Source organism: Nostoc sp. FACHB-110, assembly GCF_014697425.1.
GTDB lineage: Bacteria > Cyanobacteriota > Cyanobacteriia > Cyanobacteriales > Nostocaceae > Nostoc_B.
The window spans coordinates 20,238-37,581 of sequence record NZ_JACJRU010000031.1 but is presented as its reverse complement, the minus strand read 5'-3'; the positions used below and the strand labels follow the sequence as shown (position 1 = coordinate 37,581).

13 protein-coding genes, 1 tRNA gene and 1 pseudogene are annotated in these 17,344 nt (G+C 39.7%); 7 read left to right on the top strand and 8 right to left on the bottom strand.

The window, feature by feature from the left end:
- Positions 1–146: 146 nt before the first annotated feature.
- A complete protein-coding gene (locus H6G69_RS23475; protein WP_190691539.1) occupies positions 147–938 on the bottom strand; it encodes a triacylglycerol lipase in 792 nt (263 codons plus the stop codon).
- Positions 939–1,517: 579 nt separating this feature from the next.
- A complete protein-coding gene (locus H6G69_RS23470; RefSeq protein ID WP_190691538.1) occupies positions 1,518–1,832 on the bottom strand; it encodes a YkvA family protein in 315 nt (104 codons plus the stop codon).
- Between the two features lie 219 nt (positions 1,833–2,051).
- Here H6G69_RS23470 and H6G69_RS23465 point away from each other — a divergent pair, with 219 nt between their 5' ends.
- The 4 genes from H6G69_RS23465 (at position 2,052) to H6G69_RS23450 (ending at position 6,456) form a co-directional block, all read left to right on the top strand.
- Positions 2,052–4,241, top strand: coding sequence for an ATP-binding protein (locus tag H6G69_RS23465; protein WP_190691537.1), 2,190 nt, complete (start codon positions 2,052–2,054; stop codon positions 4,239–4,241).
- Positions 4,242–4,435: 194 nt separating this feature from the next.
- Positions 4,436–5,188, top strand: a complete 753-nt coding sequence (locus H6G69_RS23460; protein ID WP_190691536.1) for a MotA/TolQ/ExbB proton channel family protein — start codon at positions 4,436–4,438, stop codon at positions 5,186–5,188.
- A 17-nt stretch (positions 5,189–5,205) separates the two neighbouring features.
- On the top strand, positions 5,206–5,856 hold the full coding sequence (locus H6G69_RS23455) for a biopolymer transporter ExbD (RefSeq protein ID WP_190691535.1): 651 nt from the start codon (positions 5,206–5,208) through the stop codon (positions 5,854–5,856).
- Between the two features lie 234 nt (positions 5,857–6,090).
- Entirely contained in the window at positions 6,091–6,456 is a 366-nt protein-coding gene (locus H6G69_RS23450; protein WP_190691534.1) for a phage holin family protein, read from the top strand.
- A gap of 245 nt (positions 6,457–6,701) precedes the next feature.
- On the opposite strand, the gene H6G69_RS34840 is transcribed toward H6G69_RS23450, so the two are convergent.
- The 5 genes from H6G69_RS34840 to H6G69_RS23425 all read right to left on the bottom strand — a co-directional run bounded on the left by H6G69_RS34840 (position 6,702) and on the right by H6G69_RS23425 (position 12,598).
- The gene (locus H6G69_RS34840) at positions 6,702–7,472 is read right to left on the bottom strand and encodes a WGxxGxxG-CTERM domain-containing protein (protein WP_190691533.1); all 771 of its coding nucleotides are present in this window, start codon (positions 7,470–7,472) and stop codon (positions 6,702–6,704) included.
- Between the two features lie 970 nt (positions 7,473–8,442).
- Positions 8,443–10,389, bottom strand: a complete 1,947-nt coding sequence (locus H6G69_RS23440) for an Hsp70 family protein (protein ID WP_190691532.1) — start codon at positions 10,387–10,389, stop codon at positions 8,443–8,445.
- On the bottom strand, positions 10,386–11,285 hold the full coding sequence (locus H6G69_RS23435; RefSeq protein WP_190691531.1) for a hypothetical protein: 900 nt from the start codon (positions 11,283–11,285) through the stop codon (positions 10,386–10,388). The genes H6G69_RS23440 and H6G69_RS23435 overlap by 4 nt, the downstream gene beginning before the upstream one ends.
- 383 nt (positions 11,286–11,668) lie before the next feature.
- Positions 11,669–11,995, bottom strand: a complete 327-nt coding sequence (locus H6G69_RS23430; protein ID WP_190691530.1) for a hypothetical protein — start codon at positions 11,993–11,995, stop codon at positions 11,669–11,671.
- A 279-nt stretch (positions 11,996–12,274) separates the two neighbouring features.
- Complete coding sequence (locus H6G69_RS23425) at positions 12,275–12,598, bottom strand: hypothetical protein (protein WP_190691529.1); 324 nt, start codon at positions 12,596–12,598, stop codon at positions 12,275–12,277.
- Positions 12,599–12,865: 267 nt separating this feature from the next.
- Here H6G69_RS23425 and H6G69_RS23420 point away from each other — a divergent pair, with 267 nt between their 5' ends.
- The 3 genes and pseudogenes from H6G69_RS23420 to H6G69_RS23410 all read left to right on the top strand — a co-directional run bounded on the left by H6G69_RS23420 (position 12,866) and on the right by H6G69_RS23410 (position 17,185).
- Positions 12,866–16,408, top strand: coding sequence for a CHAT domain-containing protein (locus tag H6G69_RS23420; RefSeq protein ID WP_242072155.1), 3,543 nt, complete (start codon positions 12,866–12,868; stop codon positions 16,406–16,408).
- A gap of 114 nt (positions 16,409–16,522) precedes the next feature.
- A pseudogene (locus H6G69_RS34050) lies at positions 16,523–16,681 on the top strand (IS630 family transposase); the annotation flags it as partial.
- A gap of 309 nt (positions 16,682–16,990) precedes the next feature.
- Positions 16,991–17,185 carry a hypothetical protein gene (locus tag H6G69_RS23410; RefSeq protein ID WP_199336251.1) on the top strand — a complete coding sequence of 65 codons (195 nt, stop codon included), beginning with the start codon at positions 16,991–16,993 and terminating at the stop codon, positions 17,183–17,185.
- 69 nt (positions 17,186–17,254) lie between these two features.
- On the opposite strand, the gene H6G69_RS23405 is transcribed toward H6G69_RS23410, so the two are convergent.
- Positions 17,255–17,327 (bottom strand) — tRNA-Ala (locus H6G69_RS23405).
- Positions 17,328–17,344: the final 17 nt, after the last annotated feature.

Genomic DNA, 17,344 nt, shown 5'->3' with positions numbered 1-17,344 from the left:
AATTCATTTATCGCAATTCCCAGTTCGTGAGGTACAAAAATAATGTTTTTAACGCAGAGGGACGCGGAGTCAAACGCAAATAAACGCAAAGGTTTACCCATTTTTACTAGCAATGTATTCAGTCCTTCAACAGATTAGGCAATGCTTTAATTAGGATTGATAGTTTCTAGTAGTTGAGGTTTAATTCCTTGATTGATTTGTTGCTGAATAAACTGCTTGACTTGCTCATAAAGCAAACTATCTTTTGATGCAGGCTGAGAAATCGAAATATGGTTTTCTTCTATGGGGATGGGCTGAATTCCAGGAATCTCAGGATTGGCACTCATTTGATCAACTACTAAAATATCGCCCGTTTTTTGAGTTTCACAATAAACTGCCAGAGGAATTTTACTGAGGTGTTGATGATGGTGATATAACAAGTTAAGTTGCCGCAATTGACCATACTTTGCTTCTAACTCTTTCAAGTTGACATCATCACCGAGAAGCGTGCCAATATAGTTAATCCAATTAGTAAAATTATGACTAGAATTGGGCGTAGAAAGATAAACAATTCCTTTGGTTTGTTGGACAAGTGCTTGCCATTTTGCGGTTGCACAATCAAAGGCATGATGTAGAATTTGTTTGGCTAATAGACCTCCCATGCTATGAGTAATGAACATCAAGGGGCGATCGCCTATATCATATGCATCTAATAGTGCCAGTATGTTAATAGCTCGCTCCACTAAAGGCATTGTATTTTCGTTCCAAGCCCAAGGTTCAATTTCGTATCCTAGCGACCAAATGCCGAGTTCTGGGAATTCTTCACCTAGCCACGCTGGCCAAAAATTCTCCTTTTGTCCTTGTCCACTGTGCCAAGTATCCCAAGGATCTCCCATCAGTCCGTGGATAAAGATGACATCTCCTACTCGTTTTGAGTTGTCACAGCCAGATATTTTCATTAGCACATTGAATTTGCTCACGCACTAGTTCCCCATTTAAATGCAGTTGATATTATGGCGATCGCATCATATCTAATTTTGTATAGTGCCAGAATTTACTCTTAAAACAATAGTCAATCTTACTTAAAGTAATCCGGGCAATTGTGTATTTTTTAATTAAAAATTTTAGCTAACTTTGCCATGTTGTCATAGTAAATTTTCTATGGGGCTAGCAAACTTAAATTTTTTACCTGAATTATGGGAATTAGTTGCTATTTCACATCATGTTAATGATATAGCCTTTATATTAGTCTAAGTAAAATTCCATATCTAATATATTATCTTTTTAACAACTAAAATAATAGTGTCATTATTGAGTTTTTATTAAGTTTTTGATAAATTTTCAGTATATTTACTAGTATACCGAAGATGTTAATCAAGGATGCTGTCGCAGAATTTGTATTTCTCCCGTTCTACTTTGACCAACATTGAGCTTCAGGAGCAGGCAGGAAGCATGAAGCTTAATTCAAAAAATTATCCCTGCTCCAGCAAATAACCAGCCAGAACAGGGTTTTTGTAAAAACAATTTGAGATAAGCAATTATTTGACAGAAACAGCATCAACATCGACTGTTTTTGCCGTATCAGTAGTAGCATCTTCCGGAGGATTGGCAGGATTTGTGGTAACGCCTTTACGAGCTTTCCAGCCTTCAAGCACTAGCCCAGAAACTTCAGTGACTAACAAAGTCATCAGCAAAATATCGTCAATTTCGCCAACGATAGGGAAAACATCAGGAACGATATCAATAGGACTGATAAAGTAAACTAGCGTTCCGAGAATTACCCACCAGCGGTACTTAGGATTACGGATTAAATTGCGATACCAATTGTAAACAGAATCAATAGAAAATTTCATTTTTTCTCCCTCTAGTTACCTTTCATTTTGGCAAATCCTGTAGATAAATTCTGGTGGGAATAACCGTCCTCAATGGGTTAGGAAGATGCGATACAAGCAAATCAGGAATAGTTTACAAAAATATATTTTTGTTGGAATGTTAATTGAAATTTGGTAACTGGGAACACTAGGGGCGGTAAATACAATTTTCATCTATCCAGGGTTAGAGGAGCGAATTTGATGGATAGACCGAACACTCACCGGATGAAAGCGTTTCCTTTACAATTGGTTTTGATTGTGCCGTTTGCTTTACAAATATTCGGTGCAGTTGGTTTAGTGGGCTATTTATCTTTTAAAAATGGGCAGAAAGCAGTCAATAATTTAGCAAATCAGCTGATGGATAGAACCAACACAATGGTTGATCAACACCTAGATGCTTATTTATCTATTCCCCAAAAGGTAAATCAGATAAATGCAGAGGCTGTAAAAATGGGATTATTGAATGTACGCGATCGCCAAACAGTTAGTAAGTTTTTCTGGAAACAAATGCAAGCCTATGATTTATCCTATATAGGCTTCGGATTAACCACAGGTGAAGGTGCAGGAGCCAGTCGATACGATGGCAAAACAATCACCATTGATGATTGGACTGCTAAACCGCCTAAAAATTGGCACACATACGCAACAGATAATCAAGGCAATCGTACTAAAGTTTTGGATAAAATTGATTGGAATAACTTCCAAGAACCCTGGTATACCGAACCCATCAAAGCCGGTAAACCAATTTGGTCACGTATCGTTACTATTAATTACAAATATCCATATATTGCTGCTTCAGCCGCTCGCCCCATATATGATCAGCAAAATCAACTATTAGGGATGATTGCTGCAGATATTCATTTGTTGAAATTGAGTGAATTTTTGCGAAGTTTAGATGTTAGTCATGTTGGACGGGTGTTTATTTTAGAACGAGATGGGATGTTAATTGCTAACTCTAGCAAACAAGAACCTTTTACTCTCAAAAATAATCAAATTCAACGCATAAAAGCTACAGAAAGCCCAGATATAACAATTCAAAATATTGCTAAACAGATTCAAAAAAAATTCAACGGTTTTGAGTCGATTACCGAACCAAAAAAACTTCAATTGAAGTTTCAGCAAGAAACAAACTTTGTATATGTTACCCCTTGGCGCGATCAATATGGACTTGATTGGTTAGTAGTAGTAAGTGTGCCAGAAAGAGCTTTTATGGACAGAATTATTACTAACACTCAAATTACAGTTTTGTTTTGTTTTGGAGCATTAATTTTAGCAATTGTTATTGGCTATTTTACTTCTCGCTGGTTAATACAGCCAATTTTGCGGATTAATCGTGCTAGTCAAGCAATGGCATTTGGTAATTTAGAACAAACCGTACGTATGAGTTCTATTGAAGAACTCAACACACTAGCACAATCTTTTAATTACATGGCAGAGCAATTGCGTCAATCTTTTGCCGCCTTAGAAGCGAGTAAAGCAGAATTAGAAGATAGAGTATCAGAACGAACAAATGAACTGAAAACTACATTAATTGAATTACAACGCACGCAAGCACAAGTCATTCAAAACGAAAAAATGTCGAGCCTTGGTCAACTAGTAGCCGGAGTTGCCCATGAAATCAACAACCCCGTCAACTTTATTCACGGTAATATAGTGCATCTGAGCGAATACGTAGAAAATATGGTCAAAATGCTGGATATTTATCAAAAACGTTATCCTGATGACCAAGAGATTCAAGCATTCGCGGAAGAAGTCGATTTAGAGTTTGTGATCGAAGATTTACAGAAGATTTTACCTTCGATGAAGATGGGAACACAGAGGATTCGTAATATTGTGCTATCGCTGCGAAATTTTTCGCGGATGGATGAATCGGAATTTAAAACCGTTGACATTCATGAAGGTATTGAAAGCACACTATTAATTTTGCAACATCGTCTGAAAGATAAGCCAGACTCTCCTGGAGTGGAAGTTGTGCGAGACTTTAGTAACTTGCCACTAGTAGAGTGCTTTCCTGGTCAACTTAATCAAGTTTTGATGAATATTTTGGTAAATGCGATTGATGCTTTAGAAGAGTCAATAATCAAAAGTCAAGACTCAACAGGGCAAAATCCCGACTTACTCATCGAACCGCAAATTACGATCCGGACATCAGTTATTGATACTCAATGGGTAGAAATTGCGATCGCAGATAATGGCCCAGGAATGCCAGAACAAGTGAAAAACCGTGTCTTTGACCCATTCTTTACGACTAAACCAGTAGGTAAAGGTACAGGTATGGGTATGGCAATTAGCTACCAAATTATTACTGAAAGACATAACGGCAAGCTAATTTGTGTGTCTACCCCAGGCCAAGGAACTGAATTTAAAATTCAAATTCCTGTAAAACAGTAAATGCTGAGTGCTGTTAGCGGTAGCGGGGCGTTTAGCCCGTGCTGAGTGTTGAGTGCTGAGTAAAAATATTTATTCACTGTATTTCCTGTCTCTGATGAAATTTGTTTGATCTAAGTTCCTAACTGCACGTTAATCTTTAGAATAAAAATGCTTTGGGATAATTGCTTAAGGAACGGAGGGAGGAAAATTAAACAGTGGATATTTTAGACCTGTTTCAAAAAGGTGGCCCAGCAATGTGGCCTTTGGCTGTTTTATCAGTTTTAGCTTTAAGTGTAATTTTAGAACGTTTGTGGTTCTGGCTGCGGATTTTAAATCAAGAAAAGGAAATAGTTAATCGGGTGCTGGATGCGGCTCAAGAAGATTGGGATGTAGCTGCGGATATTGCCAAACAAGCTACAGATCAACCAATTGGGCGGTTTCTCTACGCACCTTTACGCTTATTAAAAGTAGATTTAGAAACTTTTCGTTTAGCATTAGAAGCCACGGCTGAAGATGAATTAGCTGGGATGCGCCGCGGTGAAAAATTGTTAGAAGCCGTAATCGCCCTATCTCCTTTGTTAGGATTGTTGGGTACTGTGTTAGGTTTGATTCATTCTTTGCGATCGATTCGCATTGGTGATTTAGGCACAGAATCAACGGCTGGGGTAACTACTGGGATTGGTGAATCCCTAATTAGTACTGCTACAGGGTTAATAGTTGCAATTGTGAGTTTGGCGTTTTATCGCTTATTTCAAAGTTTTTTGGTTAACCAAGTCAAAGTTTTTCGCAGTGCTGGTAATGAGTTGGAATTACTTTACCGCCAATCTCCACCAGAGTTTAGTAAGAGTGGCTCAATTGCGGAAGCTACACGAGATAGCTTTACACCACCACGTAAACCGGCGAGAAATTCATTTACTAAACCTCCCGAATCACCCAATGTGAATGATTCACTAGATCCTGAGCAATAACCAAAAATTCAAAGACGATGAAAGTTAATCTGCATACTCCAGTTGAAGAAGTACAAATCCAGATCATTCCATTAATTGATGTTGTTTTTTGCATTTTGACGTTTTTTTTGTTAGCAGCTTTGCAATTTACTCGCCAACAAGCTATTAATGTTGATTTACCGAAAGCTGCTACAGGTACACCTGCGGGGCAGAATGCTAGTCGGATTGTCACTATTGATGCAGTAGGCAATACTTATATCGAAAAACAACCTGTCAAACGGGAGGAATTAGCAGAGAATTTAAAGCAATATCTTCAGCAGAATCCCGATGGAATTTTGGTATTAAATGCGTCTCGGACGACAACTTACAATGATGTGATTGAGACATTAGATATATTGCGTCAAGTAGGAGGCGATCGCGTTTCTCTGGGAATTATACCAGGGCCTACTCAAACATCTACTTCTGCGCCTAACTTGCCGACAAACCCCTATTTACCATCTAATCCTGGGATACCAACTGCTCCAATTCCCGACATTAATCAACCAGGCAATTTTACACCTAACTCAATACCTTCGGCTCCTGTGCAAACTCCGGCTGGACAAGGTGTGAGTCCCATTAACCCGAATGTGAATCTTACTCCTGCTATTCCTAACGCACCAGGGCAAAGTAATTCTACACCTCAAAGGTAAAAATGAGACAAAGGGAATGGGAAATAACTTGCTTTTTGTGACTTTCCCTTCTCATGTCTTACTGAAAGTGCTGCACTCTCTTCATTGCCTAAACCTAAAGAGATACAAAATAAATTCTATCTAGATAAAAAAATCTGCTAACTTACAGATAATTGGCTAAACTTCAAAGATTCATAGATCGGTTACTTGAGTAAGCGATCGCCAATCGCCATTCGCGTTTCAAGGGTTATGGCAATGAATGTAATTGTGACACTTTTAATTGTTTGGGTAGTAACATCTATCAGCTTGTTACTTATTAGTAAACTCCCTTTAGGAGTTGAGGTTGACTCTCCCAAAAAAGCATTGATTTCGGCAGCAGTTCTCGGTATTGTTACTGCGATTGTGAGACCGATTTTACGCTTGATATTTGCAGTTCCAAATTTTCTGACTTTTGATTTGTTATCCGGCATCTTTACATTCATGATTGCCGTTGTTTGTTTTAGCATTGCTGCATGGTTAGTAGAGGGCTTTCGCTTGCGCTTCGGTATTTGGAGTGCGGTGCTAGGCGCGTTTGCCCTGACTATTATCAACAGCTTAATTTACAGATTATTAGGTGTTTAAAACACCTCAGATTGAAGATGATAATTGTAACAGCCCATTCATCGCATTTGTGTTGAAATGGTCTTTCACAGTTTGTATTTTTTCAATCGTTTACAATCGCATAACCCATTATTACAACTGATTTCTCACTTCAGCGGATATCTCATCTCTATCAGCTTGATAAAAGCAGTGCGTTGGTATTACTAACGCACTGCTGCTATTTTAATTGTTGAATTTCTGCTCACGCTGGAGGTGAAATTCAACAATTAAAATCGGGAGCGAGTTCCTGTTACTTCATTAGGGTCGCGGTAAACTTTGGGTTCTTCACGTTTACGAGCCAAGCCTGCTAAACCTGCTAAACCCAGTAAACCTAACCAACCCCAATTGTTAGAACCGCGATCGCCTCTGACATCACTAGTTCCTTGATAAGAGCTACCACCTGTAGTTGTGCCAGCACCAGTGGAACCGCTTGTACCATATGAATCTGTACCTGTTGTACCTGTGCTATCTGTACCAGTAGTACCACCAGTACCCGTGCCTGTACCTAAACCTGTGCCAGTACCAGTAGTACCGTCAGTACCTGTGCCTAAACCTGTGCTACCTGTACCAGTAGTACCGCCAGTACCTGTACCTAAACCTGTGCTGCCTGTACCGCTAGTACCTGTACCTGTACCAGTACCAGTAGTGCCGCCAGTACCTGTACCTAAACCTGTACTACCTGTACCGCCAGTACCAGTACCAGTAGTACCACCAGTACCTGTACCGCTAGTACCTGTGCCTGTACCTAAGCCTGTACTACCTGTACCGCTAGTACCTGTGCCTGTACCTAAACCTGTACTACCTGTACCGCTAGTACCTGTTGTTCCTGTACCCGTGCTGCCTGTACCTGTTGTACCCGTTGTACCTGTACCACTACTGCTGCCACTACTACCACCGCCGCTACCTGTTTGTGCGGCAACAGGGATTGTCAAAACAGAGGCAAAACTTATAGCAAACAAGCTTGCCCAAATAGATTTAGATAATTTAACAGATTTCATGCTAATAGTTCCTTAAATGTTCTGTATGTTTTTGTTTCTGGGTTCTTCAAAAAAATTGCTATTGATTTTCTAACATTAATTTGAATGTCAAATACTCTATAATTAGGCTTAATTTTAATTAGATATTAGATACTTTAATTAGAAAAGCAATTTGCGTCCTCTAGTTCTAGCGAGCTTGTGTATATAGCTATTTTTTTTGAGAAAATTTTAAAAATTTGCTAATTTATTTTTCCCTGAAAAATCTGATAGTTAATTTGCGTTTTTTGGCAATTGAAATACAAAAATATTTCCACTTCTCAAGTCAAGTTAAATTGTCGCCAACGATTAACAGTTGAACCTCTTTCTGTAGGCATAAAATCACTGGGCATCTGAGGTAGTAAACAGACAAATAAAACAAACCAATCTGTGCTTTGTTTACAGTTAGATTTAGCGTGAGTCAATAGTGTTATGGTTCAATACATTCTTCAAAAAAATTCAGCCCTAGGACAGTTACACTATTAGATTTATCAAGCAATACAGTTCAGTTAAGGCAACAACTTAGACTGGTGTAGGTTGGGTGGAGGAACGGAACCCAACATTCACGCATACTTTGTTGGGTTACGCTATCGCTACACCCAACCTACTATTCTCTTAACTGAACCGTATTGATTTATCAAGTAAGAAATAAAAACATATAAATAAAAAAGTATCCAAAATTTTTGTTCAGCTTTTTAGCTCGGCTTTATCCAAAATTAAGAACTCGGTTTTCTTTATCTGTCAAAAACCCTGGCTTTTTGGCAAATACTTTTTCTACGTCACTGATTCACGGTGAAATCGAAAAAGTAAAACTAAGACCCCGTATAGGTTTTAGCATTAGTGATTGTATGGCGAAAAAAATGGATAAAGCCGAGCTTAGGCAAGCTTTTTTTTAATTGCAAGGTGGGCATCGTACCCACCGCATAACAATGAATAATTTATGGTTGAAAATATTCTATTGAATGAGAATAATTGCTTCTTGAACTTTGGTAGACAGTGCTGTGTGAAGTCCTTTTTCAACTTTTTCAATCAGTTGCTCAAAAGCTGCTTGATTTGTTGTTAATTGTTCTCGCAGAACTTTCTCTAATTCAGGTTTGATTTGGTTGGACATATCTTCAATCTTTTTGTCGTTCATAAAGCTAGAACGAATCCAAGTAGGCAGATCCAAATTTGCTTTGATGACTTCTTGAACAGATTTGCGATTTAGTTCCATACCAGCAGCCATGACCGAAGCACCGTATACTAAAGCGATCGGCCAAGTCAAGTGTCCTGTAAGAATCAAGGTGATAATACTTGCTAGTGTGCCTCCACCAATCACTAAATTGACAATAAACCCCACTGTGTCGGCAAGAATGGCATCTCCTATACGGAGTTCTGGGTTAACAAAATTCGGCTCAATGCTGTCTTCAAACCTTAAGCTGCTTCTGGGTATTTGAAACTTTCGACAGATGGGATCTGTTTCTGCGGCTAAGTCGGGTTGAATTTTATTGTTAAACCAACTAATGCATTGTTTGTTAATTATCTGCCCAGAGCGTGAAGCGGAGCTATCCCTTGGGGACTCGCTTTTTAGCCATTGTTCGGCTCGCTTTTTCATCGACACTTCTAAATCTGCTAAAGTACGGATTTTGTTTTGTTGCCAGTCTTTGACTCCTGGTTTGACGGCGTTTTCAATCAAACCATCAGCTAAAGGCTGAGTTAATAATTCCACTAACTCGGGGATATGCCTACTAATCAGTTGTTTGAGTTTTTGTGAATCTAACAGTTTATTAACTTCTTGCTCAAAGGCTGTGGCGCGTAAATCCCAACGACCTACACGGGCTAAACCCAGGGCAATACAGCGTTCTGGTTCAGGATCGGGGCGCAGAAGTGTTTCTGGTTCGGGAAAAATTTGTTGACAAATTTGGTGGGTAAATTTCATCCGTGATGCACCACCAGTCATCAACACAAGTTTTGGCACAATGCCTAAATGTTCAAGCTTTTGTTTCGCTTCATTTACTGAGTCTTTAAAGGCTTGTAGCCAACTTTTATTGCCCAATTCAGCTAGAGGTTGATTTAAAATCTCCTCCATCAATAATTTATTGACTTGAGGAATAAAATAAATCTGCTCGTTGATAGACTCAAAGCCACGGGCAAAAGATTTTGGGTCATGATATAGCTGTTCGTTAGAAAAGAAATCTTCTTTGGCTTTACGACAAGCAAGTTCGCAGCGCGCTTGGTGATGAGGATATTCTTGAAATACTTTTTCTAGCAAGGTTTTTTGTTGATGTTGCGCTAGAGTCCAGGCAAAAATGGCTTTGTCAATTAAAGATGCTCCTAGAGCATTACTACCGAAATCTACTGGTACTTCATGTAAGCTTTTAACCAAGGTAAAATCTGTGGTTGAGGAACCAATATCAACAATTAATACCGATGAGAGTAGTTTATCGTACTCTAATTTCCCGGCTTCTTTGGCTTGCATAAAAGCCGCTCGTGATTCGGGTATAACATTCAGTTGAGTAATGCCGGCTGCTTGTAGGAGCTTTTGATATTCGGCGCGATCGCTTGCTGTCCATCCCGAAGGACAACCAACGTAAAAATAGCTACTTGCTTCTCCTTCAATTTGTTTACTGTCTTGGAGTAGGCGGTAGTAGGTAGCGAGAAATGTAGAAATTATCTTTTTATATTCAGGATCGTTGTTGGGTTTTTGTTTAAAAGAAATTGTCAGTTGAGTCACCCCAGCTTGAATTAAAGCTTGTTCACCCACTAAATAACCCAGTTGAGGATGCCAACCTAAAGCCGTAATTTGATTTTTCTTATGATTAACTTCTAACATTTGGGGCGGTTCAATACTTTCTACGATAGCTTTGGCTACCGCAGTTTCACCGTGTCCCAAATCAAAACCAATTGTTTCGATGATTTTCATGATTCTCTCGCTTGGGAATACGCCGGCTCAATTACCCTTCCGCGTCGCAACAAGCGATCGCCTTTGATTAAAGCAGGCGTAATGGTAACGTAATCTTGAGTATCAGGGTCGATACTTGGCTCAAAATCAAAATATTCTCTGCCACTAAGTGCGGCTTGTGGTTGATAAATTTGCGCCTGGATTCCTTGAGACATTAAAATTTGTGGCAGCATTTTAGCTAGTGCGATCGCCATTTGGGGTTGATCGAGATATGATGCTCCCATTAGCCGTTGCAAAAAGTTGAGTAATTCTGGTAATTCTTCAATAGTGCGATCGTCTTCGGCTTGATTACCTTCTGCAAATCTCGCCACAGCTAAATCGATAGTATGAAGAGCATCAGCAAGGTTATCCAGCAGAATCTTGCTATCAACTCGCAACACTGGCTGGGGTAGTTCTAATAATTCAGTAGCAGGATGATTTTTGTCAAGTTGCAGGACAATTTCTAAGCCTATCAGCAGGGAAGTCAGCAATATAGCCATCCAAGCACTGGCGTTAATCTTAGTTAACGAAAACAACGAACCTAAAATTCCCACATAAATAAGTGCTTTAAGCGACTTTAATATCAATCTATTGGGGGAAAACTTAGCTAAATCTAAATCAGAAATTGGCTTTTGCTGTTGGGAAGTCACGGAAGATTGATTCGCTGCAGCAAGAGTAGCGATAGACTGTCGCAGCATATCCAAAATAAAGGCAGCTAAACGCACTTGCGTGAGATTTAGCTCACTAATATAGGCTCTTTCTAAATTATCGAGACGGCTTTGTACTAGCTTAACTACTTGCTCAACACTAATTGAGTGATCAATTTCTGTTTGCAGTTGTTGACGTTCTTCGCTAAAAAGTGCGCTGATAGTTTTCATTACATTGACTAAGACTGTAACGTTATTCAATTACAGTGGATTGTATATTAAGCTTAGTCTGGCACGCTGTTAATCTGCGTCTTACCCAGATAGGATGACACAAGCCTCGGCAAAATAAAAATATTCTTCTTGGGATATATATTTTTAGTCGCAAGTATAAAATTTTGGAGTATAAAAATTTTGCTCTAAAGTTCCGGCTGTGACTGTGAGCGGAACTTTAAGCACGACTTTGGCATAGCGATCGCTATTTTAAAGCCAGTGGGCAGAGAATTTGATATGAGTGCAGTAGACAATTAAAGCAAAGTGCTGAGTAGGCACTCAGATTAGGGATTTCAGCCATCAACAAAATCCGAACTTAGGCTTTGATTGTGATATTTTACACTTTACTCTTCTTTTGGTTGCCACGGCGAAGAAGGTAATTGAGCAATTGACTGTACGGCACAACCTTCTAAAAATATAGGAACTCGACCACAATTAGGGCATTTTATCCCATCATCTTGTGGAGTATCAGGCTTGTTTTTCGGCCGGGGTTTAGAATTTTTTGGTGTTAAAAACTGAACATCAATTGATAGTGGAGTTGAACAATTGCGACATTCACAAATTATTAACTGTCCCGCATCGCTGGTTTGGTAGATTTTTAAGTGTTGGGTGGGGTAGAACTTTTCTCGTTCTTCAGACGCTGGATACTTATCTTCAAACTTTTCTGGCATTGGTTTGGTCAAACGATTTTGGAGTTGGGATTTTGGAGTCAGCTAACTCAGATGACAGTACTTTACTTTGGTTGTCAAAGTTGAAGCAACTATTTTCGATTCTGCTAACTCCTTAATTGGCATGATTTTGCGATTAAGACCACAGATAAATCTGGGACTTGTACCATTCAGTTTCATTATGGAGGACTGATGGGCTAGCATCAACCCGCAGGTTAGTAGACTCTTTCTACAAAGGAGTGGGAAATAGCATGAGTTTTGCCTGTTTCCCGTTCCCTCTTATCATTTTTCAGCATTTTCAAAGTCTGTCAATGCACAAGCAAATTCTCTGAAGGAGATTTTAATGAGAACTTCTCTCATACTTCTATCTAAAGAAGAATTACGAATCATATCTGCCAATTCTATAAATAAATGTGAAATAATAAAGCGGTCTTGGCGATCAAACTGTTTTAAGCAAGACATAAGAAACTCATAAAGCTCAGTTTTTTTGGGTTTGCTTTGTTCTTCCCAAATTTTGAATGCAAGTTGAAAGGTTTTTAAGCGTATCTCACTCATGGTGTAGGAAGTGTCTTTGTAGCGAATCGATACGCGCTGAGGCAGTTCCATAGGTTTTGGTGTAGAAATTTTATATTAAGTATTATTCAGTTAGATTTAGGCAGACCCGGAGAATCACATTAAAAAATGTAGAATAACTAATTGTTTGTTGAGTGCCATGTTGCGCATAGCAAATGACAGGATATAGGAAACAAGCAACTATTTGGCTATTAGTATCACAGTCAACCACTAACAATTGATTAATTCTAATTTTTAGGAGTAGCTATGACAAAGAGAAATCAAAGATTCACACATCGCGCACTTGTTCTCTTTGTTAGTATGCTAGTTTCTTCAGAGCTATTAACGGCGACAGCAACAGCTAGTATCAACATCGCCCAGCAGGCAAATTCTACGTCGCAAAACCCCAACTCTGATAAACAAACAGTCGCAGCCCAAGCACAAAAACTGCTGCAAGAAGCACAACAACTCTATGAACAGGGTACAGCCACCTCTCGACAAGCAGCGATCGCAAAATATGAAGAAGCATTAAAACTTTGGCGGCAAATAGGCGATCGCAATTACGAAGCAACAACACTCCTCGCTATTGGTACACTGTACTATACGCAAAATGATAACCAAAAAGCATTGGCATATTTTCAGCAAGGTCTGACAATTCGCCGCGAACAAAAAGACCGTTTTGGTGAAGCTGTGATGTTGAATTCTATTGCTAATGCTTACGCTAATTTAGGTCAGCCACAAAATGCACTATCATTTTATAACCAAGCATTGCCATTATTTCAAGCTGAGAAAAAACCTTATTTTATTACCAATGCTTTAATTGGGATTGGTGGAGTTTATTTTAATTCTGGGCAAACGCAAAAAGCCTTAGAAGCTTATAATCAAGCATTGGTAATTCAGCGTGAGCAAAAAAATTTAGATGGGCAAGCACATACGTTACAAGTTATTGGGATTGCCTATACAAATTTAGGGGAAACACAAAAAGCTTTAGCTAGTTTTCAGCAAGCCTTAGAAATTCAAAAGACGAGAAAAGATGTAAGTGGGCAAGCTGATGCTCTGAACACCATTGGCGTGGTTTATTTCTCTATTGGTGATGAGAAAAATGCACTTTTAAATCTTAATCAAGCTTTGAAACTCCAACAACAAATCCAAGGTAATTTGTCAGGAGCAGATTTAGCATTTAATCTTAGCAAACAAGCTGCTATTTTAACGGCTATTGCTGGGGCTTATTCTTTTAATGAACCGCAGACAGCCCTAAACTACTATAACCAAGCGCGATCGCTATTACAAAAAGCAGGTAGTCCCAACGCTGAAGCAGAAGTACTCGGACAAGTGGCTCTAGTTTACGATAGGTTAGGTGAAAAGCAAAAAGCCCTTGATGTTTTAAATCAAGCATTGACATTGCAACGGAGTACAAAAAATCAAAATCGGGAAGCTTTTACACTAGATACGATTGGGGGAATTTATGCCTCATTAGGCGATTATCAAAAAGCCATCAATTTTTACAACCAAGCCCTAGATATTGAACGCAAAGTTAATGATGTTTCAGGGGAAGGAGATACCCTCAAACATATTGCTTTAGTTTATAGTTTGTTGGGCGATCATAAATTGAGTATTGAAACTTATAATCAAGCCCTAGAGAAATTTAAAAGCACAGGCGATCGCGATCAACTAGCGCAAACTTTAGATAATATTGGTAGTGAATACCGTGCTTTAGCAGATTATCCCCGAGCTTTAGATTATTACAACCAAGCGCAACAAGCAAGGCGCGAACAAGGAAATATTATTGGCGAAGTTAGTGCTATTAGTGGCAAAGTCAGAGTCTACGAAGCTTTAAAAGATTATCCCAAAGCTTTAGATGCTGCTAACCAAATTTTGACCTTAGCCAAACAAAAACAAAATAACTTTGCAGAAACTAGTGCCTATGCTTTTTTAGGTAGAGTTTATTTAGCATCAGGTGATTATCAAAAAGCTCTAGATTTATCCCAAAAAGCAGCTACTGGTTGGCAAAAATTAGCTCAAAAAGTTGCCCAAGCTAACGTTATTGGGAATATTGCTCGCACTTACAACGCCTTAAAACAACCACAACAGGCACTCGCTACTTATAATCAAGAATTAAAATTGCGTCAGTCTATAGGCGATCGCACCGGAGCAGCAGACACACTGTATTATATAGCTCAAACAGAACGCGATCGGGGCAATCTCAACGCCGCCCTCACCCAAATCGAAAACACCATTAACATTGTTGAAGATATCCGCACCAACGTTACCAGCCAAGATTTGCGAACATCATACTTTGCATCCGTCCAGAAATATTATCAGTTCTACATCGACCTGTTGATGCAGCTCCACCAAAAGCAACCATCTAAAGGATATAACGCCCAAGCATTACAAGTCAGCGAACGTGCTAGGGCGCGCAGTCTTTTAGACTTGCTCACCGAAGCCAACGCAGACATCCGCCAGGGCGTAAATCCCCAGCTGCTGCAAACAGAACGTAACTTGCAACAGCAACTTGATGCTCGAGAAAAATTCCGCATTCAACTATTAAGTAGTAACTACAGCGACAGTCAAATCCAAAATTTAAGTAAACAAACAGAAGAACTACTCAAACAATACGAGCAAATTCAAGCAAAAATTAGAGCCACCAGCCCTCGGTACGCCGCCTTAACCCAACCCGAACCTTTATCATTGCAACAAATTCAGCAGCAGGTGTTAGACAATGATACTTTGCTCTTAGAATATTCCTTGGGCGAAGAGCGCAGTTATCTCTGGGTTGTCAGCAAAAATAGTATTACTAGTTATCAACTCCCAAAACGCACAGACATCGAAAAAGCTGTGCAGGAATTTCGCAACACCTTAACCGCTCCATCCCAAAGAACTAGTACCACCAAAATCGCCAAACCAGCCGCCGTCCTTAGCCAGATGATACTTGCGCCCGCCGCCCAGCAGCTAGGAAAAAAACGCTTGATTGTTGTGGGTGATGGTGCTTTGCAATACGTACCAATCAGTGCCTTGGCAATACCCAACAATCAAAATTATCAACCATTAATTACAGAACACGAAATTATCTCTTTACCCTCAGCCTCAACATTGGCACTCTTACGCCAAGAATTCAAAAATCGCCCCAAAGCCCCCAAAACCATAGCCGTATTAGCAGATCCGGTATTTTCCCGAGATGATGAACGCTTGCAAGGTCAACGCTCAAATCGACTATCGATTATCCCAGATTTAGATACCTTCGACCAAAAACAATTAGCTCGTTCTGCCAGAGAAGCAGATATTAGTTTTGAACGCCTGCGGTTTACCCGCAAAGAAGCCGAACAAATTCTTGCTCTCGTACCCAGCCAAGAACGCAAGCAAGCCTTAGATTTTAGTGCTAGCCGGGATATTGCTACTAGTCCCGAATTAGGTAAATATCAAATTGTACATTTTGCTACCCACGGCATCCTGAATAGTACGAATCCAGAATTATCTGGGGTAGTGCTGTCGCTGTTTGATAATCAAGGCATACCCCAAAATGGTTTTCTCCGCCTCCACGATATTTTTAACCTGAGTTTGCCAGCAGAGTTGGTAGTTCTGAGTGCTTGTGAAACAGGTTTGGGTGAAGAAGTTAAAGGAGAGGGATTAGTTGGTTTGACGAGAGGATTTATGTATGCGGGAAGCCCGCGTGTGGTTGTGAGTTTGTGGAGTGTGGATGACGAGGCGACAGCAGAATTAATGAAGAAATTTTATACCAATATGTTGCAGAAAAATTTAAAACCTGCGGCAGCCTTAAGAGCCGCACAAATAGAAATGTCTCGTCAGCAAAATTATGCTGCACCTTATTATTGGGCTGCATTTACGTTGCAGGGAGAATGGCAATAAAGTTTTCGCTACTTCACTGAGTGAATTTCCTTTTTTAAGTAAGTAGGTACGAAAAAACCCAACTATGTAAAGATAAGTAAATACGGGGAATGCAACTACCAAGGGAACTTGTATATGGGCACTCGTTTAACAGTATTCCTGACTAGTAAACAAGACCAAAACCTTTGAAATTTGAGAAAAGCGGACGTACCACAGAAAGTCAAAGACCGAGCAGAAATAATTAGGTTAAGCGCACATGGTTGGTACGTGGAAAAAATAGCTGCTCACTTTCAAATTTCTGAATCCCTCAACACTTACCCCAACAGAAATTCAGCCTTGGTGAATGGGTGCGCTGGTTTTAAGTCCCTAACGGCGACTTTGGTCGTATTATTGGCGTTATCTACACCCACCAAGCCAGTTGTATCGCCACTGGCTTACACTACTTAGTTCTTTTAGATAAGCGCAGTCCCTCCCGTGAAATCTGCTCCTGCGACTTTGCCTTTGAGGAAGATATCGAACCCTTAGACCAGCCATCCTGGGAACGGCTCAGAGGCAATCATGCCTGAAGCTCAACATCAGTAGTTACTAGAACTCCACAATCAAATGTTCATATCCCCCCAAGACTTTAGCTACCGTTGGGGATTAGGTTATGAAGAACTTGCCAAAATCTGCTCTATCTCAAAATCCACCACCTATCATTGGTTAGGTGGACAAGCCAGTAGCCGCGCTTCTGGATTACCTTACCAAAGAATTATACTGTACAATGTTTTTGTCAAATCCAAAAAATTGGAAGCATAAGCTTTCCGTCACGGAGATATTATGCCTCCAGTGACATTTAAAACTGACAATAATTATTTAATGTACAAATGGAGCTAAGCGGGTTCGAACCGCTGACCTCTGCAATGCCATTGCAGCGCTCTACCAACTGAGCTATAACCCCATAAAGCCATTTTATAT

What these genes read in the sequence shown, in the direction of transcription:
- H6G69_RS23435 (WP_190691531.1), bottom strand. Translation starts at nt 11,285, where the DNA reads ATGAAAACTATCAGCGCACTTTTTAGCGAAGAACGTCAACAACTGCAA.
- H6G69_RS23430 (WP_190691530.1), bottom strand. Translation starts at nt 11,995, where the DNA reads ATGCCAGAAAAGTTTGAAGATAAGTATCCAGCGTCTGAAGAACGAGAA.
- H6G69_RS23410 (WP_199336251.1), top strand. Translation starts at nt 16,991, where the DNA reads ATGTTCATATCCCCCCAAGACTTTAGCTACCGTTGGGGATTAGGTTAT.
- H6G69_RS23455 (WP_190691535.1), top strand. Translation starts at nt 5,206, where the DNA reads ATGAAAGTTAATCTGCATACTCCAGTTGAAGAAGTACAAATCCAGATC.
- H6G69_RS23475 (WP_190691539.1), bottom strand. Translation starts at nt 938, where the DNA reads ATGAAAATATCTGGCTGTGACAACTCAAAACGAGTAGGAGATGTCATC.
- H6G69_RS23440 (WP_190691532.1), bottom strand. Translation starts at nt 10,389, where the DNA reads ATGAAAATCATCGAAACAATTGGTTTTGATTTGGGACACGGTGAAACT.
- H6G69_RS23420 (WP_242072155.1), top strand. Translation starts at nt 12,866, where the DNA reads ATGCTAGTTTCTTCAGAGCTATTAACGGCGACAGCAACAGCTAGTATC.
- H6G69_RS23425 (WP_190691529.1), bottom strand. Translation starts at nt 12,598, where the DNA reads ATGGAACTGCCTCAGCGCGTATCGATTCGCTACAAAGACACTTCCTAC.
- H6G69_RS34840 (WP_190691533.1), bottom strand. Translation starts at nt 7,472, where the DNA reads ATGAAATCTGTTAAATTATCTAAATCTATTTGGGCAAGCTTGTTTGCT.
- H6G69_RS23470 (WP_190691538.1), bottom strand. Translation starts at nt 1,832, where the DNA reads ATGAAATTTTCTATTGATTCTGTTTACAATTGGTATCGCAATTTAATC.
- H6G69_RS23465 (WP_190691537.1), top strand. Translation starts at nt 2,052, where the DNA reads ATGGATAGACCGAACACTCACCGGATGAAAGCGTTTCCTTTACAATTG.
- H6G69_RS23450 (WP_190691534.1), top strand. Translation starts at nt 6,091, where the DNA reads ATGAATGTAATTGTGACACTTTTAATTGTTTGGGTAGTAACATCTATC.